This window comes from Flavobacterium sp. DG2-3 (genome assembly GCF_030730925.1).
GTDB lineage: Bacteria > Bacteroidota > Bacteroidia > Flavobacteriales > Flavobacteriaceae > Flavobacterium.
Genome location: NZ_JAVAMB010000012.1, coordinates 46,380 through 59,174, shown reverse-complemented (window position 1 = coordinate 59,174; position 12,795 = coordinate 46,380). Strand labels below are relative to the sequence as shown.

Here is a 12,795-nt window from a genome sequence, read left to right as displayed (position 1 = left end):
ATTAAAAAAATAGAAAAAAAATATAATGTTCAGGTTGATGTGTTTTAGAAATTAACCTCTCTCGCTACTTTATAACGTGCTTCGTTGCTTTTGGTTCTTAGAATTATTTCTCCCAAGAAACCTGCTAAAAATAATTGAGTTCCAAGAATCATAGTCGTTAAAGCAATATAAAACCACGGATTATTGGTAACCAGACTGTACTTCATTCCAGTATACATATGGTAAAGTTTAGAAACTCCAATATATCCTGCGGCCAAAAAACCGATGATAAACATTAAAGAACCCATGGCGCCAAATAAGTGCATAGGTCTTTTTCCGAATCGTGATAAAAACCAGATGGTAATTAAATCTAGAAATCCGTTTATAAAACGTTCCATTCCGAATTTTGTTTCACCATATTTTCTGGCTTGGTGAATTACTACTTTTTCGCCAATTTTTCCGAATCCGGCATTTTTTGCCAAAACAGGAATGTAGCGGTGCATTTCTCCAGAAACTTCGATGTTTTTTACCACCACATTTTTGTATGCTTTCAATCCGCAGTTAAAATCATTTAACTCAACGCCAGAAGTTTTTCTAGCTGCCCAGTTAAATAGTTTTGAAGGAAGATTTTTTGCCACAACAGAATCGTAACGTTTCTTTTTCCAGCCCGAAACCAAATCAAATTTCTGATTGGTGATCATTTCGTACAATTCAGGAATTTCGTCTGGACTGTCTTGCAAGTCAGCATCCATAGTAATGATAACATCACCTTTCGCTTTTGCAAAACCAGCATGTAACGCTTGAGATTTTCCGAAGTTTTTCATGAAACGAATCCCTTTGACATTTGGGTTTTCGTTAGAAAAGCCTTCAATAATCTGCCAAGAATTATCTGTACTACCATCATCTACAAAAATGATTTCATAAGAGTAATTGTTAGACTGCATCACTTTAATGATCCAAGTATAAAGTTCTTTAAGTGATTCCTCCTCGTTTAGAAGCGGTATAAGTATAGATAAATTCATTTATATTTTTATTCTTGTGTAGATTTGCTTTTAAAAAATGCTGCGAAAATTAATCCGAAAATAGCACTGACAACAATTGCGAAAACAGATCCTTTTAATAATTCGAAAGTAGAATATGGATTGCTTTCTTTCATTTTAGCAATAGTTTCGTTAATTGCTGAGGCTGGTGTGCCAAATTTCTGCAGCATGCCAACAGTATATTTGATCATAATTTCGCTCAAAGTATCTTTTGCGCCTGGATCAATAACATTAAATAATACGATGTTGAAAGTTGTAGATATTAAAATACCAATTACTGCAGCTATAAAATAAGTAGTAAAAGCATCTTTAAAAGGAAAAACGCCGTTTAATTCTTTCTTGGTTTTAGAAAGTAAGATAATACTAATTGTAAGGCTTATTACGATTGTAAGTATTCCCATCCACCAAGCTGTAAATAAGTTTAAATCAACAGCATAGATTGTAGCGGTAACCAAAGCCGATGCAATTCCGATAATTACACCATAAGTAACTCCATTCTTTTTTATAACTTCATTAATCATATTTCGATATGTTTAAAATTAATCCACAAATATAGTAATTCCCACTATAAACGGATATAAAAAAAGCTTTTCGAAATAAACTAAAAAAAAGTAAGCTAACTGTTTGTTTATTAAAAAAGAATTGTAAATTTGCACACTCAAAAATAATTAAATTTTTAAACAAAAAAGAGTAGTGCTTGTTTATACCTTTTTCTAACCATGAAAAAGCTTCAAAATAAAAATGCTCTAAAACAATAAATAAAAGAAAAGATGAAAAAAGGAGTTCACCCAGAAAATTACAGATTAGTTGCATTTAAAGACATGTCTAATGATGACGTTTTTATCACTAAATCTACTGCAGATACAAAAGAAACAATTGAAGTTGACGGAGTTGAGTATCCAGTTGTAAAAATGGAGATTTCTAGAACATCTCACCCTTTTTATACTGGTAAATCTAAACTTATCGATACTGCAGGACGTATTGATAAATTCAAAACTAAATACGCTAAACACGCTAAAAAATAATAGCTGTTTTAAATTATATAGAAAGCCTTCCAATTCGGGAGGCTTTTTTTATTGTTGATTTTAACCGCAAAGAGCACTAAGATTTACGCAAAGTTCGCAAAGGTTTTTATTATAAGCTTTGCGAACTTTGCGTTTTGCCATTGCGTTCTTTGCGTTTAAATCTTCGTCCAAAGTTATTTTTATATTAAAAATATACTCTTTTTTCAGAATAGGATAATACGCGACAAATACTACAATTAAAATATTTGTAACTTTGACCCTAGGTAACCAAACTAATTTTTAATAAACACTCAATTATTTATGAACTACATTCTTTTCGACGGTCCCGTTCGGAATGCTTTATTACCCTTTACTTTTACTAGACCTGTAGCTGATATTTTAGTCGGAATTATGACCATTCGCCAAAAATGGGAAAAATATTTAGGTTCGACTATAACGACTATCACCGAGGAATATTTGTCGGAAAAATTTCCAATGGTCGAAATGGAAGAAAACGTAATGATCAATGCAGCGTATTTGCCAAATGATACTCTTGCAGAGATGGTTTCTAATTTGACAGAAAATCAGGCAATCTTTAAAGGTGAAGATGTAATTGCTTTTTTTGCAAGCGAAAACCAAGAAGAAGTCGATTTTGATTCTTATGAAATTATTCCATACAACGAAGATTGTATCACTATTGAACATACTTGGGATATTTTCTCAAAAAATGATGCTGCTATTCGTCAGGATTTTAAATTTCTTACGGAAGATCGCACATCGCAACCAATTCCTAAAAGCGTTAACGTAATTTCTCCAGAAAACATTTTTATAGAAGAAGGAGCAAAATTAGAGTTTGTAACTTTAAATGCTTCAACTGGACCTATATATATAGGTAAAAATGCCGAAATTATGGAAGGAACTGCAATTCGAGGACCTTTTGCTCTATGCGAAAATGCTATGGTTAAAATGTCGGCAAAAGTGTATGGCGCAACAACTGTAGGGCCTGGATCTAGAATAGGCGGCGAGGTTAAAAACTCGGTTCTTTTTGCGAATTCAAATAAAGGGCATGAAGGCTTTTTAGGTGATTCTGTTTTGGGTGAATGGTGTAATATTGGAGCAGATTCTAATAACTCGAACCTAAAAAATAATTACGAAGAAGTAAAACTTTGGAGTTATGAAACAGAAGGGTTTGCCAAAACTGGACTTCAGTTTTGTGGTTTAATGATGGGAGATCACAGTAAATGTGGTATCAATACGATGTTTAACACTGGAACTGTTGTTGGTGTAAGCGCTAATATTTTCGGATCTGGTTTTCCTCGCAATTTTGTGCCAAGTTTTTCTTGGGGCGGTGCGGCAGGTTTTACAACCTATGTAACTAAAAAAGCTTTTGAAACAGCGCGTTTAGTTTTGTCAAGACGAAATATAGATTTTGATGCAACAGAACAAGCAATCTTAGAACACGTTTTTGAAGAAACTAAAAAGTGGAGAAAAGATTAATTAGATAATTAGTCAATTTGATAATTAGATAATTTTTCTAAGCATTTTTTAATAGTTAAACCCGACAGGTTTTTAAAACCTGTCGGGTTTTGTTGTGTTTAAAGTTTTGAGAATTTTCCAATTATCTAATTTTCTAATTGTCACATTTCCTAATTTGCCTTATCTGTCGATTTTAACGAAATTTTCTTTTAAATTGAATTTTAATTCTAAGCCATTGGTAAGTTTTGTTTCATAACCAGAACTTCCAATTTCTATTTTAGTTACTTTTTCTTTTGGAAAATTGGTTTTGATGTAAGAAGCGATTTTTTTAGGAACGATAGATTTCGGAATAGCAGTATTTTTGCCATCAACTTCTTTCCAGTTTCCTTTCTTGTCGAATTCAATCTCAATTTCGTTGTTAAATTTAACTTGGTATTCTGTAGATAGAATTTCTTTGTCTTCTAAAATATAAGTCGGCTTTTTTGAACCAAAATGAGTCTTTAAAAAAGCTTGTGCATTTGCAGGTAAAGCCTCTTTTTTTATTACCGTTTTTTGCGCATTTGCAGAAAGTCCAAACATTAACCCTGCAATCAAGTAAATAGTCAGTTTTAATTTCGTTTTCATATTTTGCTGATTTTTAAAATTATAGTACAAGATAAGGCTAAATTTTTTAAATTTTTCAAAACCATTTGAGTTTCGTTTATTACAATTGAGGCATTATTTAAATTAGCAATTATCTAATTGACACATTCTCAAAATTATCTAATTATCTCATTGGCACATTCTCTAATTAAATATATCTTTGCAGCACGAAAAAAATGGGTAGTCAGATAAACGATTAACCGATTAAACAAATTAACAAAGACAAATGATTACAGTTAACGATATTTCGGTTCAGTTTGGCGGAACTACACTTTTTAGCGATGTCTCTTTTGCTATTAATGAAAATGATAAAATTGCCCTTATGGGTAAAAATGGTGCGGGAAAATCTACGCTTTTGAAGATAATTGCTGGAGCAAACAAACCTTCTACAGGAAGCATTTCTGCTCCAAAAGAAGCTGTAATTGCATACTTGCCTCAGCATTTGCTTACTGAAGATGGTGCAACTGTAATGGAAGAAGCATCAAAAGCTTTCAGTGAGATTTTTACAATGAAAGCTGAAATTGATCAAATCAATGAGCAACTGACAGTTCGTACCGATTATGAAAGTGATGAATACATGAAGCTGATTGAAAGAGTTTCGGACTTAAGCGAGAAATTCTATGCTATTGAAGAAGTAAATTACGAAGCTGAAGTTGAGAAAATTCTAGTAGGTTTAGGTTTTGAGCGTGAAGATTTTACGCGTCAGACTTCTGAGTTTTCGGGAGGATGGAGAATGCGTATCGAGCTTGCTAAAATCTTATTAAGAAAACCAGATTTAATTTTGCTAGATGAGCCAACCAACCACATGGATATTGAAAGTATTCAATGGTTAGAAGATTTCTTGTTGAATCAGGCAAAAGCAGTTGTGGTAATTTCGCACGATAGGGCGTTTGTAGATAATATTACCAATCGTACAATCGAAGTGACGATGGGAAGAATCTACGATTATAAAGCAAAATATTCTCATTATTTAGAATTAAGAAAAGACCGTAGAATTCATCAGCAGAAAGCATACGACGAACAGCAAAAAATGATCGCTGACAATAGAGCTTTTATCGACCGTTTCAAAGGGACTTTCTCTAAAACAGATGCGGTTCAATCTCGTGTAAAAATGCTTGAAAAACTGGAAATTGTTCAGGTTGATGAAGTAGATACTTCTGCATTACGATTAAAATTTCCGCCAGCAGCACGTTCTGGTCAATATCCGGTTATTGTAAAGGACATGTCTAAGGCGTACGGAGATCATGTTGTGTTTAAAGACGCAAACATCGTAATCGAGCGAGGACAGAAAGTGGCTTTTGTCGGAAAGAATGGTGAAGGGAAATCGACTATGATTAAAGCGATTATGAAAGAAATCGGCGTGGATTCTGGAAGCGTTGAAATTGGACATAATGCACAAATTGGATATTTTGCTCAAAATCAGGCTGCATTGCTAGATGAAAATGCAACGATTTTTGAAACAATTGATGGTATTGCAGTTGGAGATATTAGAACGCAAATCAAAAATATATTAGGAGCTTTCATGTTTCAGGGGGATGATATTACTAAAAAAGTAAAAGTGCTTTCTGGAGGAGAAAAAACGCGTCTAGCGATGATTAAACTATTGCTGGAGCCAGTTAACTTATTGATTCTGGATGAGCCTTCAAATCACCTTGATATGAAGACTAAAGATATTATTAAAGATGCTTTAAGGGATTTTGACGGAACTTTAATTTTGGTTTCTCACGACCGTGATTTCCTTGACGGATTGGCTACTAAAGTTTTCGAATTCGGAAACAAAAGAGTAAAAGAGCATTTTGAAGATGTTGCAGGTTTCCTAGCTCATAAAAAAATGGATTCTATGAGAGAGATCGAAAAATAGATCCTAAGTAAATATATATAGTAAAAGCACAAGAGTTACCTTGTGCTTTTTTTATTTCTTTATAATTATTAAGATTCCGTATTATCGGCGATTTTTAGATTCTGATTCCCGGAGGAAGTAATTCTTTGTATCTAGGATTTTTTTTGAAAAAAGAAACAATTTTCGGGTGGATAGGAACTACTCTGTAATTTTTTTCAGAACTTAATTCTAAAATATTTTTTAGCAAATTGTTGATTGCTTCTTCGTTCTCGTAAGAATCGGGCTTGTTGATTTTGGTTAAAAAGATCTTTTTTTCTTGAAATGAATACTCAACTGCTAACATTCCTTCAGGGATGACAGTTTCGAATTGGCGTGCAAATGTGTTGTCTTTGATTTCCATAGTTACAGATGTTTCCATAGTAATTTCTTGTTAGGTTATTGGTAAATAGCGAATTTGGGATTTCAAAACATTTTTGAAAGAAAACTCTTTATAAGATTTAAAATCAATAAATATTTCGAAATGCAAAGGTAATCATTTGATTTTCAATATTAAATAAAATTTTAAAGAAGCGTTGCGATTCGTTTCTTTTTTTTGGAATCGATTACACAATTAAGGCTTGAATTTTGATTAAGATTACAGTAAAAAAGCTAATTTTAGTTTTAGAAATAATAATTGTAATCGTAATCTCTTTTGGTGCTATGAGTAAAATTCCAGTTTATTTTATGCCAGGTTTGGCAGCAAGTTCATCTATTTTTGAAAGGATAAAATTGGATGAAGATGTTTTTGATATGTATCTTTTGGAGTGGGAAATTCCGAATACGAAAGAATCGTTGTCAGATTATGCGCTTCGAATTAGTGAAAAAATACAGCATGAGAATCCAGTTTTAATTGGAGTTTCTTTTGGCGGAATTCTAGTTCAGGAAATTTCTAAACATATAAAAACAAGAAAAGTAATTATTATATCGAGTGTTAGAAGTAATCTTGAGTTTCCGCGAAGAATGAAAATAGGGAAGAGAACGAAAGCTTATAAACTTATCCCGATGCAGTTAATTCTTAATATTGAGAAGTTAGCTAAGTTTTCTTTTGGCGAAAAAGTCAATAAGAGAATTAAATTATATGAGAAATTTTTATCGGTTCGTGATCTAGGTTATCTGCAATGGGCGGTAGAAAGCGTGATTTTATGGGATAGAGATAAAATTGATGAGAATGTAATTCACATTCACGGCGATCAAGATGAAGTTTTTCCAATAAAATATATAGACAAATGCATTCTGGTAAAAGGAGGAACTCATATCATGATATTAAATAAGTATAAATGGCTGAATGAGAATTTGCCTTCGATAATATTAGAAGATTAAAATATGAAAATTTCAATTTATGAAATTCCAAATTCCAAGCCTAGACAGAGTTTGCGCAAAGTAAACCTGACAGGTTTCTAATTCCAGCTCTCTTTTTTATCGACAGTTTAGAGCTCAACTTTGTCAAAGGTCAAAAATTTTGACAAAGATCAAGAAACAAAGTTATCCGCAATATTGTTATCTCATTCAAGATAATTTTGTTAAATAAATAAAAAGTAAGATTTTATTTATTTTTTCTATAAAGTATTCAAGAAAATAATTTAGAAAAAAGACCCTTTTTTAGGGAATCTTAGTGAGAAAAATATAAATAAGTTTATATTTTTGAAAGAAACAAGGCATTATTCTAGTCTAATTACTCCAGTTACAATCGCAACAGACAGTATTTCAGATTTGGCCAATTCGAACGAATCATACTCTTTATTATCGCTGACAATTGTGATAAAATCTGGGTTATTGGATTTGCAAATCCTTTTCACCAGAATGCCCTGTGCTGTATTTACTACATATACTTTATTCCATTGAAAAAAAGTAGTCTGCGATAGATGTTTACAGGCAACGATGTCGCCATTATTATATTTTGGATACATAGTATTGCCTATCACGGTAATCAAATAATCAGATCCTTTAAAAGTTGGAATAACAAAATCTTTTCTAAGTTGCGTTGTAATATCTTTGTTTCCAGAATTGTACTCAATCATAGTTTCGGGAGAAATTAAAGATAATCCCTGGTTTTTTAGATATGTACTATCGCTGTAATTTGTATTTATAGTAATATTCTCTCCATTATAACTTTTGTTAGTGCTGTTGTTATTTTCCAGAATATTGCCTTTTCCTGTTTTAATCCATTCTTTATTAATTGCTGAATTTAGATGGCATAATCTGTCTACAAAATCAGCAGGCAGGTTAACAATACCATTGATTACTTGAGAAAAAGATGACTTATTTGAGTATCCTAATAACCTTCCAATCTCTTCCTGGTTTTTTGCAACACCTAAACTTATTAATGTTTTTAAGCTTATTTTAATTCTCTGTAACTCAGTCATCTATGTATCAATTGTAGGAATTTTAGTTTTTTTTCTTGTTTTATTGTAAACTAGTTTATATCTTTGCTACGTTTTAACAAATAAAGCTATGGGTAAAAGTAAGACAAAAATTTACAAATCCTATGATTCTAATATTTTGGAAGCCCTGTTTATAAAGTATGGCGTGTCAAAGTATTACATACGCAAAAGTATTAATGGATCTGTGCAGGGGATGACGGCAAATAAGATCAAAGAAGATTATTTGATAATGGAGGAAGTAAACAAGGATACAGTTTTCAATCTTATTAGAAGATCAAGTAAGCAAAATTATTAAAGATATAATTATGAAATTTTAATTAAAAAAATATCGGTAACCATTACATAGTATGGTGCACTATTGAAATTCGTTTAAAAAATTATTAATCTTTGTTTCAAAGCGTAAATTTTATACAATAGCAGTCACAAATAGGAGTGATAGCAGTAAAATATAATACTGCGGCCAAACAAGATAAAAAAGGGTATAGATAATATTAATACTATTTGTTTTGTGCAAATGCTAAAAAATCAGAACCTGCAATTAAGTCTAAAAACAGGCATACAAATTACTATTACTGCGGCAATACCACACCGCTGCACTAATATATTTAGACTCTAATATAGCACCCAAGTTTTATTAGGGGTTTTACAAACTAAACGCCTTATAAGAAAAGCACTACTTGCTTTTTTTGCGATTTATTAAAATTTTCAGACCATCATCATTCTGCTTTGTAAGGTTTTTTTTCTTATAGGGCAAAACCCTATGTAGTATTAAATGAACGGAATGAAGAGGGATGAAAATAGTAATACATTAAAAGTGTTACTAGCAATTATTTGAAAATATACTGAGGCAGATGCTTAAAAGATAATGATAAAATTGAAAACAGTACCTGAATCTTTTGGAATAAAAAAGAATTTCAAAATAAACAGGAATAACATACAGGCTGGTAATGCATCAGCTATAATTTAATCGAATTTTATTTAAGATAAAACGCAATGAAAAAGAATACTACAATAAAAAGAAATGACAGCTCTTACAACAATAGCCTGTTATTTCTTCCTTATAGTTGAATGATAAATAAAACTAAAAAAAAAGAAGTTTAAAAATGGTTTGCCAATAGTTGATTAACAGCACTGTATATTTTGTAATCTGTTATTTTTTTTACTATTTAAAAAAGCTTCAATTTAAAACAATTTAATAATTAGATAATGAAGAAAAATCTATTTTCGATGTGGCTGATGCTTCTGGCCATATTATTTTCGGTAAACATGGAGGCTCAGATGACGATAGGAGGAAAAAAAGAGCCCGAGGCTTTCTCTGTTCTGGAACTGCTGAATAAAGGCGGACTTAGACTGCCTCAAATGACCACTGCAGAGCGCAATGCATTTGCCGTAAGAGGGAATGATAAAGGGGAAGGTCTTACGATCTATAATAAAACAACAGGCTGTGTAGAGTATTGGAACAAAGCACGCTGGGTGAGTTTGTGTGAAGGAACATCACAAACTAGCATTAGCCCAGATCCCTGTGTAAATGTACCGGCTAACGGTACGGGCTGCGATAGCACTTTTAACATTACTGATCCAGACTGTCCAAATGGGCCTTTCTCAATTGCTATTACGGCGGGAAGCCAATATGCATCGTTGTATGATGTAGATGAGAGCAACGGAAGTTTTAAAATTGCTTTCATGCCAAACGAAACGGTAAGCACACATACGGTTTTAGTGCGTGTAACAAGCACATGTACAAGTCTGTATAAAGAATTTTTATTCTCACAAAATGGAGTAGAGTGTAATTCTATGTCATATACTGCACCGGCAATTTCGCCATCGAGTGCATCATCTTTAACATTATGTGCAGGAGGTTCTGTGTATTTATCAGTGCCTTCAAATACAGCAAATCTGGATAAATTAATCTGGACACGCAACGGTATTGAGGTAGCGCGCGGAGTATCATATTATATTGCGAACCAGAAAGGGAAATACAATATTTCTATGGGTGCTGTAGGATGTAACACCAATGCAGCAAACGAACGCAATGTAACAGAATCTTCAACAGCAGCACCGGGAAGCATCAGTATAATGGCTTCTAATAACGGAGTAATCTGCGGAACCAATGCTGTGAAACTTTCGGCAACTGGAGCAGGTAGCGGTACTGTTGTATGGTTTCATAATGGAGTAGAAGGACAAACAGGTGCGAACATAGATATTTCTGGAGACAGTAATGTGGGCGAATGGTTTGCAGCCGTAAAAGATGGCAGCTGTTATTCTAAACAGTCTAATATCCTGACAATAACAAAAAGTGCAGCAACAGGACAAGTAAATGTTGCAGCGGGAGATGTATTGGTAAATGGTGTAGCGTTAAATACGTTCAGTTCTTTCTGTGCCGGAGGATCTTTAAATTTAAGCATTGCCAACAAATTAGATGGTGTTACCTATACATGGTATAATGGTAATGATGTTATTACGACAAACCCATATATAGTGCCAAGCGGACAGGCTACCATGTCACTGCGTATGGTTGCTACAGATAACAGCGGTTCTAAATGTCCAGCAGAGGCTAGTGTAATCGAAAAAAACATTGTAAGCGGCAGCACGCCGCAGCAGCCTAATATTACAGGAAATGCAACTCTTTGCGATGGAAGCACCGATTTAACATTAGTGCCGGCTACACCGGGAACGTATACATATACTTGGTACAAGGATAATGTAAAAATGGCCGAAACAGCAGCTACCATTACGGTAACTACGCCAGGTTCAGTATACAGCGGAACAGTAACAAATACTACTGGCTGTACCAGTACGCTGGCAACAAAAACGATCTCTAGCACGCTTTCCAGCTTACCGGTAGTTTCTTTTGTAACCAAGCCAGCTACAGCAGTATTTGGAGCAAAAGTAACCTTGCAGACCGCTATTGAATTTGGTCCGGCAACATCATACACTTGGACAGCAGATAACGGAGCGGTTGTAACAGGTTCTGGCGCAAGCGTTTCGGTGCAGCTTCCGGCTAGCGGAACGGATGGCTTAACAGTTACCATTAAAGTAACAGCAATAAACAGCTGTGGTACTTCAGTGCCAGCAGAACTTGCGATCATATTAAACAATGACTGTCCTACGCCAGTAGTAACAGCACAGTCTGCTATATCGCAAAATACAGTAGCAAACAAATCGGTAGATTTAAAAGTGACTGCCTCAAGCGCTGTTAGTGCAACTTACCAATGGTACAGCAACACGAGCGCAAGCACTACTGGAGGAACAGCTATAAGCGGAGCTACAACAGCTGCTTACACTTATACGCCAACCGCAGTTGGTACTTCTTATCTATATTGTGTGGTAACGAATGGCTGTGCAGGAAATAAAACAGGAACTTCACCAGTGTTTACAGTAGTAGCGGCACAAAATCCTGCTTCTATACCAACAGGAACTGGTTCTTTGAGCGGTAAAACCTGTTTTGATATTGCAGAAAGCAATGACGGAGTTTCTTGCGGTGCATTGGCAAGCCGTCTGTCTAATAAATCAGATTTTAACTTAACAGCAACCAATACACAGACTTATATGTTTACCCCAAGCGGTACAGTAAGTAAAGTGCGTTTTGTATATGTAGAATCGTATAGCGGTCATATAGTACAGTCTCTGACCCCAACAGTTGACAAATCACAAGCGACTAACGTAACAGGTGCACAAACGGCAGTGTTGGTTTATAAGTCAACATTAAGCAGTGGTAGCGCAGGAACAGGAGATGCTAAAGGAAAAGACGCGACAAGTGCACTTTCTGTAGATATCTATGCGATTTATAATGATAATGCATCAGGTACAGGTACAGATAAAACCGTAAAACTAACCGCTAAGATCAAAGACTGTGCGTGCTGTGGTGCACTTATCAGCGCTACAAAGTGGAAAGAATTTATGTGCCATAATTTAGGAGCAGACCAATCTTTAGATCCTTTTACACCGGTACCAGGTTTGTTGGGGGATAATTATTCACAGGGGGCAAAAACACCGACTGCAACATACGTAAGTAGAGGATGGTATGATACTACTGGTGCCAAAACGGCTTCTGACCCTTGTCCTGATGGTTATAGAGTGCCAACTTATGAGGAATGGGATGGAGTTGCAAGAAATAATAAGCTAAGTTTCGTGGGCACCAAAGACTTTAGTGGATACGGAGGTACTATGCTGGGCAACAATTTGATGTTTCCTAATGCTTCGCAATTCAATGCAAATAATGTGGATCGTGGGTTTAATTATCCTATTATGTTGTGGAGTACTTATGCTAATTATACGATTCATGTCGCTAGTTTTAATTCTACCGCTGCTTCTTTGCCTGTTAGTTGTACTGATTGCAAAACAAAAATTCGTTGTATCTCAATAAATTAACAGAATACTTTACTTAAAACATT

At 34.2% G+C, this 12,795-nt stretch carries 10 protein-coding genes; 5 read left to right on the top strand and 5 right to left on the bottom strand.

Annotated elements, in window-relative coordinates:
* Positions 1-44: 44 nt before the first annotated feature.
* A complete protein-coding gene (locus Q9Q97_RS16415; protein ID WP_306159058.1) occupies positions 45-1,001 on the bottom strand; it encodes a glycosyltransferase family 2 protein in 957 nt (318 codons plus the stop codon).
* Positions 1,002-1,009: 8 nt separating this feature from the next.
* Entirely contained in the window at positions 1,010-1,540 is a 531-nt protein-coding gene (locus tag Q9Q97_RS16410) for a DUF4199 domain-containing protein (protein ID WP_306159056.1), read from the bottom strand.
* A 249-nt stretch (positions 1,541-1,789) separates the two neighbouring features.
* Between Q9Q97_RS16410 and Q9Q97_RS16405 the strand changes: the two genes are divergently transcribed.
* A complete protein-coding gene (locus Q9Q97_RS16405) occupies positions 1,790-2,044 on the top strand; it encodes a type B 50S ribosomal protein L31 (protein WP_007804523.1) in 255 nt (84 codons plus the stop codon).
* Between the two features lie 300 nt (positions 2,045-2,344).
* A complete protein-coding gene (locus Q9Q97_RS16400) occupies positions 2,345-3,520 on the top strand; it encodes a GlmU family protein (protein ID WP_306159054.1) in 1,176 nt (391 codons plus the stop codon).
* 159 nt (positions 3,521-3,679) lie between these two features.
* Here the strand turns inward: Q9Q97_RS16400 and Q9Q97_RS16395 are convergent, their stop codons facing one another.
* Positions 3,680-4,123 carry a PepSY-like domain-containing protein gene (locus Q9Q97_RS16395; RefSeq protein ID WP_306159052.1) on the bottom strand — a complete coding sequence of 148 codons (444 nt, stop codon included), beginning with the start codon at positions 4,121-4,123 and terminating at the stop codon, positions 3,680-3,682.
* Positions 4,124-4,367: 244 nt separating this feature from the next.
* Here Q9Q97_RS16395 and Q9Q97_RS16390 point away from each other — a divergent pair, with 244 nt between their 5' ends.
* The gene (locus Q9Q97_RS16390) at positions 4,368-6,002 is read left to right on the top strand and encodes an ABC-F family ATP-binding cassette domain-containing protein (protein WP_306159050.1); all 1,635 of its coding nucleotides are present in this window, start codon (positions 4,368-4,370) and stop codon (positions 6,000-6,002) included.
* A gap of 94 nt (positions 6,003-6,096) precedes the next feature.
* On the opposite strand, the gene Q9Q97_RS16385 is transcribed toward Q9Q97_RS16390, so the two are convergent.
* Positions 6,097-6,381, bottom strand: a complete 285-nt coding sequence (locus Q9Q97_RS16385) for a GNAT family N-acetyltransferase (RefSeq protein WP_371878221.1) — start codon at positions 6,379-6,381, stop codon at positions 6,097-6,099.
* Between the two features lie 299 nt (positions 6,382-6,680).
* Here Q9Q97_RS16385 and Q9Q97_RS16380 point away from each other — a divergent pair, with 299 nt between their 5' ends.
* A complete protein-coding gene (locus tag Q9Q97_RS16380; protein ID WP_306159159.1) occupies positions 6,681-7,340 on the top strand; it encodes an alpha/beta hydrolase in 660 nt (219 codons plus the stop codon).
* A gap of 338 nt (positions 7,341-7,678) precedes the next feature.
* Here Q9Q97_RS16380 and Q9Q97_RS16375 read toward each other — a convergent pair whose 3' ends face one another.
* Positions 7,679-8,383, bottom strand: a complete 705-nt coding sequence (locus Q9Q97_RS16375) for a S24 family peptidase (RefSeq protein WP_306159046.1) — start codon at positions 8,381-8,383, stop codon at positions 7,679-7,681.
* A 1,224-nt stretch (positions 8,384-9,607) separates the two neighbouring features.
* Between Q9Q97_RS16375 and Q9Q97_RS16370 the strand changes: the two genes are divergently transcribed.
* Complete coding sequence (locus Q9Q97_RS16370) at positions 9,608-12,772, top strand: hypothetical protein (RefSeq protein ID WP_306159044.1); 3,165 nt, start codon at positions 9,608-9,610, stop codon at positions 12,770-12,772.
* Positions 12,773-12,795 lie beyond the last annotated feature (23 nt).